Genomic DNA, 18,733 nt, shown 5'->3' on the forward strand with positions numbered 1-18,733 from the left:
CATTGTATATTTTAGCATAATTTTATATTAATTTAACGAAATTTCTTTAACTATATTCTCAAATTTATTCATAATTTCACGTTTTAAGCCTTTATTTTCATAATTATCTAACTTAGAGTCTTTAGAAAATATAATTCTAGCTTCTTGTTGAGCAAGTTTAAGTATTTTCATGTGTTTAAATATATTTGCAACCTTTAATTCTGGTAAACCATGTTGTCTTGTTCCAAAAAATTCACCAGGCCCTCTTATTTCTAAATCTTTTTCTGATATTTTAAATCCATCATTTGTTTCTTCCATTATAGACATTCGTTGTCTACAAACTTCTGATTTAGATGCGTATATTAATATACAATAAGACTTATGACTTCCTCTACCTACACGACCTCTTAACTGATGAAGCTGTGCTAACCCAAATCTTTCTGCATTTTCTATTATCATAAGTGTTGCATTGGGAACATTAACTCCAACCTCTATAACTGTTGTTGAAACTAATATATCTATTTCTTTATTTTTAAAACTCTTCATTATAGAATCTTTTTCGCTGCCTTTCATCTTTCCATGTAAAAGACCTACTCTAAGATCGCTAAAATATTCAGACTTTAGCTCATCAACTAGTTCTGTAGCTGCTTTAGCTTCTATAGCTTCACTTTCTTCTACTAGAGGGCACACTATATAAACTTGTCTTCCTTTTTCTACTTCTTTTCTAACTAATGAGTTGTAAGCTCTATCTCTTTTTCCTTTATCAACTGCTATAGTTTCAATTGGCTGCCTTCCTGGAGGAAGCTCATCTATTATAGATATATCCAAATCTCCATAAAGTATAAGAGCTAATGTTCTTGGTATTGGAGTTGCCGTCATTACTAATATATCTGGATTCTCTCCTTTTTCCGATAATTTGCTTCGTTGCCTAACTCCAAATCTATGTTGTTCATCTGTTATTACTAACCCTAGATTATTAAATTCTACTTTATCTTCAATTAGTGCATGAGTTCCTATTAATATATCTATTTCTTTATTTTTTACTCTTTCTAAAACTTTTTCTTTATTCTTCTTTGTTAAACTACCAACTAGTAATTCTACATTCACTCCAAAAGGCTTTAAAGTTTCTGTAAGAGAAATATAATGTTGTTCAGCTAATATTTCAGTAGGAGCCATTAATGCACCTTGATATCCATTTAAAATACAATGTGATAATGCTAAAAGAGCTACGACTGTTTTACCTGATCCAACATCACCTTGTACTAGCCTATTCATAGCACTATTTGAATTCATATCATCTATTATTTCATTTAATGCTCTCTCCTGAGCTTTCGTTAATTTAAATGGTAATGAACTTCTTATTTCTTCTAGTTTCTTATTTTCTAAAAACTTTATACCATCGACTTCACTTACTCCATTTTTAAACATAAATAATCCTAACTGTAGCATTAAAAATTCTTCAAATACGATTCTATATAAAGCAATTTTTAAGGCTTCTTTACTGCTTGGATTATGAATATTTCTAACAGCGTAATCTATGCTACATAACTTATATTTTTCTAATATATTAATTGGAAGATACTCTTTTATGTTTATTTCCTTATCATTAAGCACTCCTTTTATTATGCTACTTACTTCTTTATTAGTAACTCCATAAGTTAAAGGATATACAGGTATTATTTTACATGTAGATTTTGGTGAATTGCTAAGGTGCTCCACTTCACAAGAAGTTAATTCTACATTTTTAAATTCTTTTTTAACTTTACCAAATACTAATATAGTATCTCCAACTTTAAATGCATTTTTTATATATTCTTGATTAAAAAATACTAATTTTGCATACCCTGTTTCATCTCTTACGTCTAGCTTAGTTATATTAAGACCTTTTCTAGGAGATGACGTATGGCTTCCTACTATAATAGCTTTTATAGTAGCTCTATCTTCATTTTCTAGTTGAGCAATCTTTTTTATATTATTTCTATCTTCAAATTGTCTAGGAAAATAATATAATAGATCTTTTAGCGTAAATATATTTAATTTATTGAGTTTTTGAGCTCTTTTAGGTCCTATCCCTTTTACATACTGTATATCTTTATTTAAATCCATATTATCACCTATTAGATAAAAATCCTGTACAATCCTTACTAAGTAGGATTTTACAGGATTTTTTAAATATTATTCAACTGAAATTAAGTAGTAATAAAGAGGTTGACCTCCGTAATATAATTCTACATCTATGTCTTCAAACTTTTCTTCTAACTCGTCACGAAGTTTGTTTGCATCTTCTTCTTTTACATCTTCACCATAGAATAAAGTTATTATAGCACTATCTTCATCTACTATATTTTCTATAAGCTTAGTTGTTATTTCATCAACACCATCTCCAGCAGATTGTAATTTTCCTTCTGCTATACCTATTATATTACCTTCTTTAACTTCTATATCATTCATAACAGTATCTCTAACTGCAAATGTAACTTGACCTGATTTAACTAGTCCTAAAGACTCCATCATAGCTTCTTCATTTTCTTCTACAGATAAGTCTGCATTGAAGTTTACTAATGCTGTAAATCCTTGAGGAGTATTTTTAGTAGGAATTACTATTATATTTTTTTCACTTAATTCTTTTGCTTGATTAGCAGCCATTATTATATTGCTATTATTTGGGAATATAAATATATTTTTAGCATGAATTTCTTCTATAGCTTTCATAAAGTCTTCTGTGCTAGGGTTCATTGTTTGTCCACCCTCTATTATGTAATCAACACCAAAATCTTTAAAAATTTGAGCTAGTCCTTCACCCATAGAAGTTGCTATGAATCCATATTCTTTTTCTTCTACTGCTGATGCTGTTTCATCTTTTGTATCAAGCAATATGTTTTCATGTTGTACTTTCATGTTTTCTATTTTTATAGTTATTAATTGTCCATATTTTAAAGCATCTTGTAATACTAGTCCTGGATCATTAGTATGAACGTGCACTTTTATTACACCGTCATCTCCAACTACTGCTAAACTATCTCCATACTTCATCATCATATCTCTTATTTGTAAGTCGCTTACTTTATCACTTTCTAATATAAACTCAGTGCAATAAGCAAACTTTATATCATCCGTATTTATTTGCGCTTGAGCTGATGATTGTGTCGTAGTAGTAGATGATTTTTCTAAAGCCTCTATAGAATTTCCTTTTAGAGCTTCTAACATTCCTTCATATATTAGTACTAGACCTTTACCTCCAGAGTCTACAACTCCAGCTTCTTTTAGTGCTTTTAATAATTCTGGTGTTCTATTTAATGAATTATTAGCTTCCTTTATAACCATTTCTAAGAATGCTACTAAATCTTTTTCTTTCTTACAAGCTGAAAGTGCATATTCTCCACTCTCTCTTACTACTGTAAGTATAGTCCCTTCTATAGGCTTTATAACAGCCTTATAAGCTGTATCTGAACCATTCTTAAATGCATCTGCTAAATCTGATGTAGATATCTTTTCTTTTCCTTCTATTGATTTTGCAAATCCTCTTATTATTTGAGATAGTATAACACCTGAATTTCCTCTAGCTCCCATTAAAGAGCCTTTAGATAGAGCTTTACCTATTTCAGTTATATTATCCCCCTCTACCTTAGACAATTCTTTCATTGCATAAGATATAGTAAGAGACATGTTTGTTCCTGTATCTCCATCTGGAACTGGAAAAACATTTAGTTTATCAACTAAATCTTTATTATTTTGAAGATTATTTGCACCTGACACAAACATATCTCTTAATAATTTACCATCTATATATTGAATCATTTTCTTCCTCCTAATTACTTAACTCTAATTCCTTGAACATTGATATCTATTTTACTTACTTTTATAGCCGTTGTGTTCTCAACTGTATATTTTACTCTATCTATTATGTTATTTGCAACAGTAGATATATTAGTTCCGTATTGTAGTATAACATATAATTCTATAGCTATAGTGTTATCTTCTAATTCTTGTACTAAAACACCTTTTAATACGTTCTCACCTTTTAATAGTTCTACTATACCCTTAGTTTTATATGCTAAACCTACTAATCCATAACTTTCCATAGCAGCTCTGTATGCAATTTGTGCTATAACATGTTTATCTATTTCTATATTTCCATATTGATTACTTACTTTTACGCTCATGATTTACCCCCTTAGGTTCATATTTTTATTTGGAATAAATATTTTATTTATATTATTATAAAAATTTATATATCCTATAATACTATAAATATGATATAATTTAAACCTACGTAATTATTTTGTAATAGTAAATATTTTATTTTAAATATTTACTTTATACAAAATTATATATATAATTTTATATGATAACAAGACATTGTTCAATATTTGTTAAGCAAATATATATTTCTATTGCACGTTTTTAATATTTATGTTAATATAAATATGTTTTTAGTCTTTAAATAGTTATCATTTTAAGGAGGTGTACGTAAATGGCAAAGGTATGTAGCGTATGTGGTAAAGGAAAGGTTTCTGGAAACCAAGTATCACACTCAAATAGACATAACAGAAGAACATGGTCAGCTAACTTAAGAAGCGTTAGAGCTATAATAGATGGAACTCCTAAGAGAGTTAAAGTTTGTACTAGATGTTTACGTTCTGGAAAAATAGAAAGAGCTTAATTGTTCTTTAAAGCCTACTAATTAGTAGGCTTTTTTATTTCATATGTATTTTTATAATTTCATCTAATGATTATAGTAATTACATTAATTACTTTTTCTTGCTTCCCTTCATAAACTTTAATATAATTCCAGCTATCCATTTAGGCATTTTTATTGTTACCATTTTCATTTAACATTCCCCCAATAATATTATTTATTTGGCTTACTTATAAAGCATATTCAAGTATCAATAAAAAAATAGTAAAACTCCACATCCAATTAAAATAACTGCTGTAAGCAATGTCCAAATCCACCCCGGAAGCATCATAGATAAAAGTACTGCTCCTCCTGTTGACAAACATAACATTCCCAATAACACCTTAGAGCTATTTTTCATTAAAACACCTCCTTGAGTTATTTTACTATTTAAACTTATGTATATATTAAATTTATGCAAAATAGTCCATATTTAGACCTGTCCCACTTTTTATTAATAAATTTTTTCAAAATAAAAAGACGTATTTCAAAATACATCTTTTACAAAAGTTCTATCAATTTATCTATACTTTTTTTATCACACATATCTATTTGTTTATTAAAACTATCTAAAATCAACTTATCATCTTCTGTAAGATCTCTAAAATCTTTTTTATCTATATATACCTTTAATCCCTTCATAAGGATTTTGTCTTTTATACTTAATTCATTATAGAATATTGAACCTCTAAAATTAACTAAAGTTATATTACTTGCTATTTCATCACTAAAATTTTTATCTATTAGATTTTTTCTTAATTCTTCAGAAATTGACTCCATACCTACAGTAAATATTATTACTCTTTTATCTTTTATATTATGAAAGTTTTTCTCTATAAAACTTATTCCATTTATTTTGCTTGCATATATTCCTCCACCATATATTATAGTGTTATATTCTTTTAAATCCTTATTTCTAATATCACTAACTTCATATAAATCGGCATTTAGCCTCATTGCTATCCATCCAGAATATTTTTTAGTACTTCCATATTTAGATTTATATATAACCGCTACCTTATTATCCATAAAACCCCTCCAAAATTATAATTATTACTATATTTGACTTATGTGTTTTATAATCCTTTTATACAATTTAAATATTTTAAGTTTATATAGATTTATATTTTTTAGCTCATAAATAATATTAGTTTAGTATTATTACACAAAAAAGATGACTTTCGTCATCTTTTATATATTTCTAATAGCAATTAAACTACCTTCATTTACTTTTACTCTACATTTATTTTCTAACATTACATTAGATATTCCTAATGGCAAATAAAACTTCATATCATATTCCTCTAAGGGATATTCAAAATTAGTAAGGGTAACTCCTTTTGCATCACCACTTAAAGGTATTACTGATACAGTATCTCCTATATTTCCTTTAATTTCTATTTCTTCATTTATAGCTATCTGTATTATCTCTTTTTCACTTATTATAGTAGGTATCATTCCTATACTTTTTACAAAGTACAATAAGTTTATATTTGCAATAGTATGATCTATTCTTCCTCCCAAAGCAAAATAAAAATCAATTTCCTTTACTTTAAGATTTTTAGCTAGATAAATACACAACTCCGTATCTGTTTCATTTTTTTTCGAAGGAAACCTTTCAAACTTTACATTTAGGTTCTTATAATAATTGACTATACTACTATCTACAGAATCTAAATCCCCTATTATATAATCTGGAACTATATCCATGTTGTAGATATGATTTGCTCCTCCATCTGCACATATTATATAGTCGTACTTATTTTTGGCTAATATTTCTTTAATATTATTGTAGTTCTCTGATTTTCCATTTAGTATAATGCAAGCTTTTTTCAATTTTTATACCTATAAACTAGCATTTTCTCTAAATAAATTTACTGTTTTTACTATATCATCACTATTAAATATTGCAGAACCCGCAACTATTATATTAGCCCCAGCCTTAACAACTTTATCTACATTGGTAGGCTTTATTCCTCCATCAACTTGTATGTCTATATTTAAATTTCTATCATCTATTAGTTTTTTTAATTCTTCTATTTTAGGTATCATACCCTCTATAAATGATTGCCCACCAAATCCTGGATTGACAGTCATTATAAGTACCATATCTACATCTTCTATTACATGTTTTATAGTTTCTATTGGTGTTGCTGGGTTTAGTGCAACTCCAGCTTTTACATTGTACGATTTTATATTTTGTATAGTTCTGTGTAAGTGTTTACATGCTTCTTGATGAACAACTATTAAATCACAACCTGCATCTACAAAATCCTTTATATAATTATCTGGATTTTCTATCATTAGATGTGCATCAAATACCATATTTACATCTTTTCTAAGGGACTTAACAAGACCTGGCCCTAAAGTTATATTTGGAACAAAATGTCCATCCATAACATCGATATGAAGGTATTCACATCCTGCACTTTCTACTTTTTTTACATCTTCTAATAGTCTTGCAAAATCTGCTGATAATATTGACGGTGCTAATTTAATCATTTTAATATCTCCTCTTCCCTTGTCTTATTTCATTTAATAATTGTATATAGCTATCATATCTTTTTTTAGATATTTTTCCTTCACTAACAGCTTCTTTAACTGCACAACTTGGTTCATTTTCATGTATACATCTAAAACCAAATCTACAGTCATCAAACTCATCAAATTCTATAAAATATTCTTTAAGTTCACTTTCTTCTATATCATCAAGAGTTAGAGAACTAAATCCAGGTGTATCTGCTACCATTCCTCCACACTCTAGTTTTAAAAGTTCTGCATGTCTTGTTGTATGCTTACCTCTTTTTATTTTATCACTTACTTCACCAGTTTGTAACTCAAAGTTTTTATCTATTTCATTTAATAGACTTGACTTACCTACCCCAGATGGACCTGCGAATACTACTACATTTCCATTTAATTCTTCTTTTATCTTATCTATATTTAATTTAGTTTTATTGCTAACTGGTATTACTTTATATCCACTTATTTCATATATATTTTTTAGCTCTTCTACTAAATCTCCATCTTCATCTAAATCTACTTTAGTTAAAACTATGACTATATCTAGGTTTTCCTTTTCAGCCAATACTATAAATCTATCTAATAACGATAAATTAGGCTTAGGATTTTTTATAGCAAATACTATAAGTGCTTTGTCTACGTTTGCTATAGGTGGTCTTATAAGTTCTGTATCTCTTTTGTCTATTTCCTCTATTACACCCTTTTTATCCTCTTCATCTACTATATTTATTTTTACTCTATCCCCAACTAAAGGTGTTATCTTTTGCTTTCTAAATATTCCTCTAGCTTTACATTCATATATCCCATTTTCAGTGTCTATGTAATAAAATCCCCCTATTCCTTTTACAATTTTTCCATCTAACATCTATTTCCTCCTCTAATTTTTCTAGCATAATTATTCTTTCCTATTTTTATATAATATCATAATAAGTTAACAATTAACCTATATTTATTTTTTATTACTTAAAATATCATTAATATTTATTAAAATAAAAGCCCAACTTATTAAGTTGGACTTTTTTGTTTAACTAATTTATTCTTGTGATTGTGTAGTATTTCCACTTCCTTCAGTACCAGTGTTATTTCCTCCACCTTGAGAAGGATTACTTCCTCCATTGTTTGAATTTTCTCCACTAGATGAATTTCCACCTGTGTTTCCTCCAGTATTACCACCAGCATTATCCCCTGGTTTTTCTGGAGTAGTATTACCTGATTCCCCTGAGTTACCTTGACTATTTCCAGAATTATTTGAACCATTACCTGTCTCTGGTTTAGTGTTTTGATTTTCGTCTGGTGTAACTACTGGAGGAGTTTGTGTATTATCACTTTCCTCTTTTTTATTTTCTTCAGGTGGTGCTACTGGCTTAGGTCCCTTACTTACCACTACATCAACCGCTTCTCCATTCCCTGAAATAGATGTCCCTGATTGAGGTGTCTGTCTAATTATATTTCCTTCTTTAAAGCTTTCGCTAAACTCTTGCTTAACATTGCCTAAAACTAAATTATTTTCTTTTAGTACACTCTCTGCTTCTATTAAGCTAAGTCCAACTACATTTGGAACTTGTGCTTGTTTTTTACCTTTGCTTAAAACGATAGTTACAGAATCTCCTTCTTTTACTTCTTTTCCAGCTTCCGGCATTTGAGATATTACATGGTTAGCTTCTACATTTGTATCATATTCTTCTTTTATTGTTACATTTAATCCTAAATCATCTAGCTTTCTTTGAGCTTCATCTAAGCTCATATTTTTAACATCAGGAGTAATCACTGTCTCTACTCCTGTTTGATTACTACTAGATCCTAATAAATATTTTCCTGCTAGATAAACTTGAGCACCTAATATTATTATCAATATTACCGCTGCAACTACAAGTACTTTTTTCATTAAAGGGCTGTCTTCTTTTACTTCTTTTTTTCTTCTATTTGAAGCCTTAGATTTCTTTTTATCATTTCTATTTTGCTTAGGGTCTTCATACTCGTCTTCGTCTTCATAATCATCATATTCATCATCATATGCTTCTTCTTGATTATCACCAACATTAACCATAGAGTTTCTTAATTCCCTATCTTCTATCTTTTGAGTAGCATAGTTATCATATTCTTTTATAAAATCTAAATCTATATTCTTTTCTATATACTCAATATCTTCTATCAATTCTTCTGCACTTTGATATCTATCAGCACTAGATTTTTCTGTTAGCTTTTTTATAATAGTTCTTACACTTTGAGGAATTCTAACTTTCTCCTCTTGAGTGAAATCTAAATTATCATTTATATGTTGAAGTGCTATTGATATAGGACTATCTCCTCTAAATGGTACCTTACCTATTAACATTTCATATAATACTATTCCTAAAGAGTAAAGATCTGCATTACTAGTTACAAACTTACCTTTAGCTTGTTCTGGTGAAAAATAATGTACAGAACCTATTATACTTCCAATGTTTGTCATAGTAGAATTAGATACAGCCTTAGCTATACCAAAGTCTGCTACTTTAACTATTCTACCTTCATTTGATATAAGTATATTGTGAGGTTTTATATCTCTATGAATAATACCTTTTCTATGTGCTGCACTAAGTGCCATAGCTATTTGTTTTGTTATATCAAGTGCAGTATATTCGTCTAACACACCTTCATTTTTTATTATTTCTTTTAAGTTTTGTCCATCTATAAATTCCATTACTATGTAATGAACTTTTCCATCTTCTCCTACGTCATATACATTTACTATATTAGGGTGCGATAAACTAGCTACAGCTTCTGCTTCTCTTTTAAATTTGCCTAAGAATTCCTCATCATCAACAAATTCAGGTCTTAAAACTTTTACAGCCACAGTTCTGTTTAAAAGTCTATCTTTAGCTTCATATACAAAAGCCATTCCTCCATCGCCAATTTTCCTAATAATTTCATATCTATTACCTAAAACAGTCTCTCCCACTTTATCACCATCCTATTTATCCTCTATTACTATAACAGATATATTGTCCCTTCCAGACATGCTGTTTGCTTTATTTATTAACTCATCACTTATCTCTTTGACTTCAATGTCTTTCATCATAATCTCTTCAATACTTTCATTATCAACAAATCCTGTTAAACCATCACTACATAAAAGAATCTTATCTCCTCTATCTATTTCATGCTTAAATATATCGACAATAACTATTTCTTCACTTCCCATAGCTCTTGTTATATGATTTCTTCTAGGATGATTTTTTGCTTCTTCCTCTGTTATGATGTTTGCCTTTATTAGCTCTTCAACTACAGAATGATCCATTGTAACTTTTTTAAATTCATTTTTACTTAATAAATAACATCTACTATCTCCAACATTAGCTACATATAACTTATTTTTATATAGTATAGCCGTTGTTAAAGTAGTCCCCATGCCTGAATATTCTTCACCACTTATAGACTTTTTATATATTATGGAGTTCACTTCATTATAAGCTTGTTTTATTATATCATCTATATAGTCTATTTTGATGTTATTATTTTGTAATAAGTTTTCCTTTAAGAAAAACATTATATTATCTACTGCTAGCTTACTTGCAACTTCTCCTTTTTTATGTCCACCCATTCCATCTGCTAGGGCAAATATGCCTATATCAGCAGAATCCGTTTTTATAATTTCACCCATACAATAATCTTCGTTATTTTTCCTAACTAGGCCTATGTCTGAGTCACAACTATAAATCATTAGACTTCCCCCCTAAAGCTACTTATGCTTTCTTCTTAATTGTCCACAAGCTCCACCAATATCAGAGCCCATAGATATTCTAACTGTAGCTGGTATATTATTTTTTTCTAATATATCTTTAAACTTGTATATATGAGACTTATCTGGACGTTTAAAGTCTCTTTCTTCTACATTGTTTATAGGTATTAAGTTAACATGACATAACATGCCCTTTAGTAACTTTATTAGTTCATTTGCTTCATTTGGCGAATCATTTACACCTTTTATAAGAGAGTACTCTAGGGTAACCCTTCTATTAGTCTTTTTTATATAATACTTGCAAGCATCTAGTATCTCCTTTATAGGATATGCATTTGCTATTGGCATAATTTCTTTTCTTTTTTCATCATATGGAGAGTGAAGTGATAAAGCAAGGTTTATAGGTATCTCTAAATCTGCAAGTTCTCTCATTTTTGGTGCTATACCACAAGTTGATAAAGTTATATGTCTATAACCTATATTTAAACCATTTTTATCATTTACTATTTCTAAAAACTTCTTAGTATTTTCAAAGTTATCTAGTGGTTCACCACTTCCCATTAAAACAAGATTTGATACTCTTTTACCTGTATCTTCTTGTATTTTTAGTATTTGATCTAAGATTTCCCAAGGCTCTAAATTTCTTAAAAGCCCATCTATAGTAGATGCACAAAACTTACATCCCATTCTACATCCTACTTGATTTGATATACAAACTGTAACTCTATCATCATAATCCATCATTACAGTTTCTATTATATTACCATCGTTTAATAAAAATAAATACTTTTTAGTTTTATCAATCTTTGATTCTAATTTCAATTCGATTTCTATATTTCCTATATAGGATACTTCAGCTAATTTTTCTCTTAAGCTTTTTGGAATATTATTCATATCATCAAAAGTCTTAGCACCCTTGTATATCCAAGAGTAAACTTGACTTCCTCTAAAAGCTTTTTCTCCTATAGTTTTCATAAACTCTTTTAGCTCTTCTTCTGTAAAGTTTTTTAATGCAACTTTATCTTGATTCATATTTTATCACTACCTTACTTTTCTTAATTTTGCTATAAAGAAACCATCCATTCCATGTATGTTAGGATATATTTTTAAATATCCTTTATCTTGGTTATCTAAGTCTACATTCACTTCATCTATAGGTACTAATTCAAAATCATTGTTAGTCTTTATAAACTCATTTATTATATTTATATTCTCAGTATCTTCTATAGTACAAGTACTATATACAAGTATTCCATCTTTCTTAACATACTTAGATGCATTTTCTAATATAGTTTTTTGTATTAAAGGTAAATCTTTTAGTTCTGCCTTTGTTTTATATTTTATTTCTGGTTTTCTTTTTATTATTCCAAGTCCTGAACATGGTACATCTGCTAATACATAGTCAAATTTATTTATACTTTTTTCATCTACTTTAGATGAGTCAAATTTTTCTACAACTACATTTTTAAGATCTAATCTATTTACTGTTGATGTTATAAGTTTTAATTTATGTTCAAATATATCTCTGGCCAAAACTTCTCCAGTATTATTCATAAGAGTCGCTAAATGAGTAGTTTTTCCACCTGGTGCACTACACATATCAAGTACTAATGAATTTTTTTTAGGATTAACTACTTTTCCAACTAACATTGAACTTATATCTTGAACTGTAAATAATCCTTCTTTAAACAATTCATTATTTTCTATATTTTTAAAGTTTTCCACTCTTATAGCTTCTTCTATAAGGTTTACTTTATAAGCTTTTACACCTATATTATTTAGCTTTTCTATAAGTTCATCTCTGTTAATTTTTAAAGTGTTAACTCTTAAGTATAAATTTGGCTTTTCATTATTAGAATCTAATAAATCTTTTGTGAATTCTTCTCCAAAGTTTTTAATCCAGTTTTTTATCATCCATGGACTATAAGAGTATTTAGTAGATAAATACATTATGTTATCATCTATATCTACTTTTAAAATCTCTTCCTTTTTTCTTATTATATTTCTAAGTATTGCATTTACAAATCCTGATGATCTTTTATCATATTTTTTGACTAAATTTACGGTCTCATTAACAGCTGCATAATCAGATATACTATCTAAAAATGCTATCTGATATACACCTAATCTTAGCAATATTTTAACACAAGTTGACATCTTTTGTGTCTTTATCTTAGAAAGTTTATTTATTATATAATCTAAATAATATTGATTTTCTATTACACCATATATTAATTCTGTAGCAAGACCTCTATCTTGATTAGTCATTTCGATTTTCTTAAAATGTTTATTTATTGATGTATTAGAATAATTATTATTCTCCTCAATATCTAAAAGTACCTTATATGCTATTTCTCTTGCCTTCATGCTATTTCTCCTTAATTTAAACAGAAAAAGTCCTAGAAACCCTAGGACAATCTCCTTTAATCATTATCTCTGTTTGCTATTGCTAATAATCTAAGTAGTTGTAAAACTGAAGTTAATGCTGCAGCTACATAAGTTAATGCTGCTGCTGTAAGAACCTTTCTACTTTGATTAGATTCTCTTTTGTCTACTATTCCTAGATTATTAAGCTGAACTATAGCTCTACTTGATGCATTAAATTCAACTGGTAATGTTACTATTTGGAATAAGACTGATGCTGCAAATAGTATTATTCCTATTTCTAAAAATGGTCCCCTCATTATAAATCCTAAAGCAATTAATAACCAAGATATATTAGATGAAAAATTAACTATAGGAACTAAAGCACTTCTAAAATTAAGTGGTACATATCCTTTAGCATGCTGTATTGCATGGCCACATTCATGTGCTGCAACTGATATAGATGTTATAGATGTTCCGTAATATATATCTTGTGATAATCTAACAGTATTACTTCTTGGATCATAATGGTCAGTTAAATGCCCTGTAACCATTTCTATAGATACGTTATTTAATCCATTAGAATTTAATATTGTTCTTGCTACTTGTTCTCCAGTATAACCTTTACTTGAATTCACTCTCAGATACTTACTAGTAGTACTACTTACTTTAAATTGAGCATAAATAGTAAAAAGTATCGCTGGAATTAATATCATAATTGTAGGGTCAAAAAAACCATACCCATATCCATATGGATAAAACATATAAAACACTCCTATCTTAATTTAATATAGATTCTTATAAAGATACGCTATATATTTTCTCTGTAAAAAATTTTATAGCTTCTTCAACTTCATTTATATCTATATTAGTATCTACACAAGGTCCATTAGGTCTTTTATTAAATACACCTAAAACGGGTACATGTCTCATATCTTGTACTCCAGCTGTTAAGTCCCTTTCACAAGCTACTGCTATAACAGCTTTGGGTCTGTTATCCATTATTATTTTTCTGGCTAGTGTTCCCCCTGTAGCTACAAATATATTTACATTTGTTTTTTCTTTTAATTTTACTAAATCTCCTATATTACACAAACCACAAGTTGCACAGTTTTCTATTTTGTTAGTAACTTTTAACTTACAGCTATTTCTTTGAACACAATGAGGTATTAATATTAATATTTCTTCTGGCTTTAAGTTATAACTATTACTATATATATATTTATTATTTAACTTTATATATACCTTTCTTATTTCATTTTTTGGTATATTAACAAATTCTGCAATAATAGTTATTATAGGAAATAAAAATGATACAATTTTAAAGTTAACCTTCATTAAAGATGAGTCTACATCTTTATCCCTTATAATATTATTTGTAACTACTATAGAAAATATTATTACTATCGATGCTAATAATATTAGTATATCTGTTATTATAGCAAATACACCTGCTAAAGTAGATATAAAAAAGTTAACAAGTAAACCTATAGTCAAAAGAATTGCTAATAATATACCTATGGCCGTCATATACTTTTTTGATTCTACCATTTTATTTACCTAGCCTAATATTTTTGAAGTATCTATACTGTTTCCCTTTATATATTCAGAAACTAAAACTCTTTTCTTTCCTGGCATTTGTATTTCTTCAAGTAATATTACTTTATCTAAAGTGCTTACTTTTATACCATCTTTATCAACGCTTAATATAGTTCCAGGTGATTTTTGACTTTCCTCATTTAGTACTTTCGTCTTCCATACTTTCATAGTCTTTCCATCATAAGTTGTATATGCACTTGGCCATGGATTAACCCCTCTTACAAGGTTATGTATATCTTTTGCACTTTTATTAAAATCTATATTTCCTAAAGACTTATCCATCATAGGTGCATAACTAAACTCATCATGATTTTGCTTAGTTCTTGGTGCACACCCTTTTTCAATTAAGTCTAAAGTTTCTTTTAAAGTTTCTGCTCCAACAACCATCATCTTATCATGAAGCTCTCCTGCTGTTATTTCATTATCTAATGCAAACTCTTTTTGTAGTATCATATCTCCAGTATCTAGACCTTCGTCCATATACATAGTAGTAACTCCTGTTTTTTCTTCACCATTTATTATTACCCAGTTTATAGGTGCCGCTCCTCTATATTTTGGAAGTAAAGAAACATGGACATTTATACAACCAAACTTAGGAATATCTAATATAGATTTAGGAAGTATTTGTCCATAAGCTACAACTACTATTACATCTGGATTTAATTCCTTTAATACATTTACAAACTCTTCATCTCTTGCCTTTAATGGTTGATATACTGGTATATCATATTTAAGTGCAAGCTCTTTAACAGGAGGCATTCCAAGCTTTTTACCTCTATTTTGAGGTTTATCTGGTTGAGTTACCACACCTATTACTTCATGTTTTTCATCTATTATTTTTTGTAAACACCCAAGAGCAATCTCAGGTGTACCCATAAATACTATCCTCATTTAATCATCTCCTACTACTTTTGTACTTTGTCTACAAATAATACACCATCTAAATGGTCTATTTCATGGCAAAATGCTCTTGCTAAAAATTCTTCAGCCTTTATTTCAACATATTGACCTTGTCTATTAAATGCTCTTACTGTTACATAATATGGTCTATTTACAGCTCCACATTCACCTATAACACTTAAGCATCCTTCATCTCCTAATTGCTCTCCAGAAGTTTCTATTATTTCTGGATTTATAAGTTCTATTATACCATCACCGATATCTATAACAGCGACTCTCTTTAATACTCCTACTTGAGGTGCAGCAAGACCTACACCATCTGCATGATACATTGTTTCTGCCATATCATCTAATAATTGTATTAATCTATCATCTATTTTTTCTACCTTTTTTGCTTTTTTTCTTAAAATAGGGTCTCCTATTTGAACTATTTCTCTTAACGCCATTTTTGTTTCCTCCTATATTTTATAATATGTTGTTTGGATTAATATCTATGGATACATTAACCTCTTTATTAAACACTACGTCTCGTTTTGTTATACATATATATTTTATTATACCTTTTAATAGATTTATTTCAATATCCTCATCCTTAAATAATATCTGCCATCTATAATTTTGATTTATTTTTGATATTGAACATGGATTTGGACCTAATATGAAATCAAAATTATTTATACCCCTAGATTTGAGAAGATAAATAATTGAATCATACATATTCTTAGCATTTTGCTTTACTATATGTTCATTTTCACCGCTTATTACAACACTTACCATATTGTTAAAAGGAGCATATCCAAATGCTTTTCTGATTTTTATTTCATCTTCATAAAATCCTTCATAATCATAGTTTATGGCTCTTCTTATAGCATAGTGATCTGTATCATAAGTTTGAAGAATAACCTTACCTTCCTTATCAGATCTTCCTGCCCGTCCTGAAACTTGAGTTACTAACTGAAATGTAGTTTCAAAACTTTTAAAATCCGGAAAATTCAATATCATATCTGCTGATAATATTCCTACTAAGGTTACATTGTCAAAGTCTAATCCCTTACTCAACATCTGTGTTCCTATTAATATGTCTGCTTCTTTATTTTTAAATTTATTAAGTATTTCTTCTAATGAACCTTTTTTAGAGGTAGTATCTTTATCCATTCTAAGAATTTTTGCATCTTTGAATATATTTTTTAACTCTTCCTCTATCTTTTGAGTTCCTATACCAAAAGGTTTTACATAGTTGCTTCCACACTCTGGACATTCATGAGGTATTTCTTTTTCATATCCACAATAATGGCATCTTCCTATATTGTTTCTTTTATGATAAGTTAATGATATATCACAATTTTCACATTGAAATACGTAACTACAATTTCTACATGATACAAAACTTGCATAACCTCTTCTATTTAAAAATAATATTACCTGATTATTATTTTTAATAGCAGTTTCTATTTCTTGTTGTAGTCTCATGCTAAATATACTCTTATTTCCATTATTTAGTTCTGATTTCATATCTACAACTTCAATTTTTGGAAGCGGTCTTTTATTCGCTCTAGATTTTATTTCTATTAATTCATACTCTTTATTGCAAGCTTTATAGTATTCTTCAACAGATGGAGTTGCAGAACCTAATATCAACGATACATTTTCCTTGTGCGACATATACCTAGCAACTTCTATAGTGCTAAATTTAGGGTTTTTCTCTGACTTATATGAAGACTCATGAAATTCATCTATTATTATTACACCTAAGTTTTTAAATGGAGCAAATAATGCAGATCTTGCACCTATTAATATTCTTATTTTGCCTGCTTTTATAGCTTTATACACATCATGTTTTTGACCTTCTGATAATTGACTATGAAATACTCCTACTATATCTCCAAACCTATTTTTTAATCTATCTATAGTTTGTGGAGTTAGAGATATCTCTGGTACTAAAAATATACTATCTAAACCTTGATTTAGTGCATAATCTATAACTTCCATATATACTTCTGTCTTACCACTACCTGTTACACCATGAATCATGTAAGGTTTTTTATTTTCTTCAAACATCTCTGATGTTATTTTATTAACAGCATATAATTGCTCTTTATTTAATTTTATATCTTTATAGTCCGTGCTATATATATCTTTAGGCCTTCTATAATAATCTCTTATTTCTAAATTAATTAAATTCTTATCATATAATGATGTTATGCTTTTTTTAGATGCATTTAACAATTCCATTATATCATTTATTTCACTATTATCATTGTACTTTAAAAAGTTTATAACTTCTTTTTGCTTACTTCCTAGGGCTATCTTATTGTTTTTTATATATTCATCTATATAATCACTATCAATAGCTAATGATACATAGCATATTTTCTTTTCATTTTTATGATCTTTATATTCCCATAAAATATCTATTATATTTTTTTTATTAAGTCTGTAAAGTATATTATTTATATTATTTATAGACTTTAATTTATCTATTTTTATCTTTCCTTTGTTATCTAGTATAGAATTTACTACTATCTGCTCATCTTCATTTAATGAACTAATTACACCTTTTATTTCTAATTGGTCTAAATTTCTTATATCGCTATTTAAAACTGCAACTTTATAATTATTTAACTTATATCCTTTTGGATATATTAAGTTTATACAATCTATATATGTGCACAGATATCTATTTTTCATCCATTTTACCAATTCTAAATCTTCTTTTGAAAATATAGGCTCTTTATCTAATACATCTATAATTTCTTTTAACCTTATGTTATCTTCTACTTTATTATTTATCTCAAAGACAAAGGCTTCTGTAGGTTTATTTCCTCTACCAAAAGGAACTAAAACTCTATGACCTACTTTTAAATCATCTATTAAAAGATTTGAAAATTTGTATGTAAATAAATTGTCTGTATGTATAGTATTGCTTCTTACTACTAATTTCGCATACTTTTCCATTATAAAACATCTAT

Annotated in this window: 18 protein-coding genes; 1 reads left to right on the forward strand and 17 read right to left on the reverse strand. The window is 28.2% G+C overall.

Going from position 1 to position 18,733, the window contains the following annotated elements; genetic code table 11:
* Positions 1 to 27: 27 nt before the first annotated feature.
* From recG to I2H23_RS06865, 3 genes are all read right to left on the reverse strand, one after another.
* A complete protein-coding gene (gene recG, locus I2H23_RS06855; protein WP_166505865.1) occupies positions 28 to 2,085 on the reverse strand; it encodes an ATP-dependent DNA helicase RecG in 2,058 nt (685 codons plus the stop codon).
* A 69-nt stretch (positions 2,086 to 2,154) separates the two neighbouring features.
* Positions 2,155 to 3,777 (reverse strand): DAK2 domain-containing protein, encoded by a 1,623-nt coding sequence (locus tag I2H23_RS06860; RefSeq protein WP_092924367.1) that lies wholly within the window; start codon positions 3,775 to 3,777, stop codon positions 2,155 to 2,157.
* Positions 3,778 to 3,791: 14 nt separating this feature from the next.
* On the reverse strand, positions 3,792 to 4,142 hold the full coding sequence (locus I2H23_RS06865) for an Asp23/Gls24 family envelope stress response protein (RefSeq protein ID WP_092924364.1): 351 nt from the start codon (positions 4,140 to 4,142) through the stop codon (positions 3,792 to 3,794).
* Between the two features lie 311 nt (positions 4,143 to 4,453).
* On the opposite strand from I2H23_RS06865, the gene rpmB reads away from it, so the two are divergent.
* Positions 4,454 to 4,642 (forward strand): 50S ribosomal protein L28, encoded by a 189-nt coding sequence (gene rpmB, locus I2H23_RS06870; protein WP_092924361.1) that lies wholly within the window; start codon positions 4,454 to 4,456, stop codon positions 4,640 to 4,642.
* Positions 4,643 to 4,868: 226 nt separating this feature from the next.
* Here the strand turns inward: rpmB and I2H23_RS06875 are convergent, their stop codons facing one another.
* The 14 genes from I2H23_RS06875 to priA all read right to left on the reverse strand — a co-directional run bounded on the left by I2H23_RS06875 (position 4,869) and on the right by priA (position 18,719).
* A complete protein-coding gene (locus tag I2H23_RS06875) occupies positions 4,869 to 5,018 on the reverse strand; it encodes a 2-oxoglutarate translocator (protein ID WP_092924358.1) in 150 nt (49 codons plus the stop codon).
* 140 nt (positions 5,019 to 5,158) lie between these two features.
* Positions 5,159 to 5,686: a flavodoxin domain-containing protein gene (locus I2H23_RS06880; RefSeq protein WP_166505866.1), complete on the reverse strand. Its 528-nt coding sequence runs from the start codon at positions 5,684 to 5,686 to the stop codon at positions 5,159 to 5,161.
* 162 nt (positions 5,687 to 5,848) lie between these two features.
* Positions 5,849 to 6,493, reverse strand: coding sequence for a thiamine diphosphokinase (locus I2H23_RS06885; RefSeq protein ID WP_166505867.1), 645 nt, complete (start codon positions 6,491 to 6,493; stop codon positions 5,849 to 5,851).
* Between the two features lie 9 nt (positions 6,494 to 6,502).
* On the reverse strand, positions 6,503 to 7,159 hold the full coding sequence (gene rpe / locus I2H23_RS06890; RefSeq protein ID WP_166505868.1) for a ribulose-phosphate 3-epimerase: 657 nt from the start codon (positions 7,157 to 7,159) through the stop codon (positions 6,503 to 6,505).
* A gap of 1 nt (position 7,160) precedes the next feature.
* Positions 7,161 to 8,045 (reverse strand): ribosome small subunit-dependent GTPase A, encoded by an 885-nt coding sequence (gene rsgA / locus I2H23_RS06895; protein WP_092924346.1) that lies wholly within the window; start codon positions 8,043 to 8,045, stop codon positions 7,161 to 7,163.
* Between the two features lie 168 nt (positions 8,046 to 8,213).
* The gene (gene pknB, locus I2H23_RS06900; protein WP_195581360.1) at positions 8,214 to 10,121 is read right to left on the reverse strand and encodes a Stk1 family PASTA domain-containing Ser/Thr kinase; all 1,908 of its coding nucleotides are present in this window, start codon (positions 10,119 to 10,121) and stop codon (positions 8,214 to 8,216) included.
* A 12-nt stretch (positions 10,122 to 10,133) separates the two neighbouring features.
* Entirely contained in the window at positions 10,134 to 10,883 is a 750-nt protein-coding gene (locus I2H23_RS06905; protein WP_195237244.1) for a Stp1/IreP family PP2C-type Ser/Thr phosphatase, read from the reverse strand.
* A gap of 18 nt (positions 10,884 to 10,901) precedes the next feature.
* Complete coding sequence (gene rlmN, locus I2H23_RS06910) at positions 10,902 to 11,933, reverse strand: 23S rRNA (adenine(2503)-C(2))-methyltransferase RlmN (RefSeq protein ID WP_092924337.1); 1,032 nt, start codon at positions 11,931 to 11,933, stop codon at positions 10,902 to 10,904.
* Between the two features lie 9 nt (positions 11,934 to 11,942).
* Positions 11,943 to 13,268 carry a 16S rRNA (cytosine(967)-C(5))-methyltransferase RsmB gene (gene rsmB, locus I2H23_RS06915; protein ID WP_195581361.1) on the reverse strand — a complete coding sequence of 442 codons (1,326 nt, stop codon included), beginning with the start codon at positions 13,266 to 13,268 and terminating at the stop codon, positions 11,943 to 11,945.
* A gap of 56 nt (positions 13,269 to 13,324) precedes the next feature.
* Positions 13,325 to 14,029: a zinc metallopeptidase gene (locus tag I2H23_RS06920; RefSeq protein WP_195581362.1), complete on the reverse strand. Its 705-nt coding sequence runs from the start codon at positions 14,027 to 14,029 to the stop codon at positions 13,325 to 13,327.
* A gap of 34 nt (positions 14,030 to 14,063) precedes the next feature.
* The gene (locus I2H23_RS06925; RefSeq protein ID WP_195581363.1) at positions 14,064 to 14,816 is read right to left on the reverse strand and encodes a DUF116 domain-containing protein; all 753 of its coding nucleotides are present in this window, start codon (positions 14,814 to 14,816) and stop codon (positions 14,064 to 14,066) included.
* Between the two features lie 9 nt (positions 14,817 to 14,825).
* The gene (gene fmt, locus I2H23_RS06930; RefSeq protein WP_195581364.1) at positions 14,826 to 15,755 is read right to left on the reverse strand and encodes a methionyl-tRNA formyltransferase; all 930 of its coding nucleotides are present in this window, start codon (positions 15,753 to 15,755) and stop codon (positions 14,826 to 14,828) included.
* A 14-nt stretch (positions 15,756 to 15,769) separates the two neighbouring features.
* Positions 15,770 to 16,210 (reverse strand): peptide deformylase, encoded by a 441-nt coding sequence (gene def / locus I2H23_RS06935; RefSeq protein WP_092924321.1) that lies wholly within the window; start codon positions 16,208 to 16,210, stop codon positions 15,770 to 15,772.
* Positions 16,211 to 16,229: 19 nt separating this feature from the next.
* Entirely contained in the window at positions 16,230 to 18,719 is a 2,490-nt protein-coding gene (gene priA, locus I2H23_RS06940) for a primosomal protein N' (RefSeq protein ID WP_195581365.1), read from the reverse strand.
* Positions 18,720 to 18,733: the final 14 nt, after the last annotated feature.

Origin of the sequence: Romboutsia sp. BSD2780061687b_171204_C1 (genome assembly GCF_015560225.1) — a bacterium.
GTDB lineage: Bacteria > Bacillota > Clostridia > Peptostreptococcales > Peptostreptococcaceae > Romboutsia_C > Romboutsia_C hominis.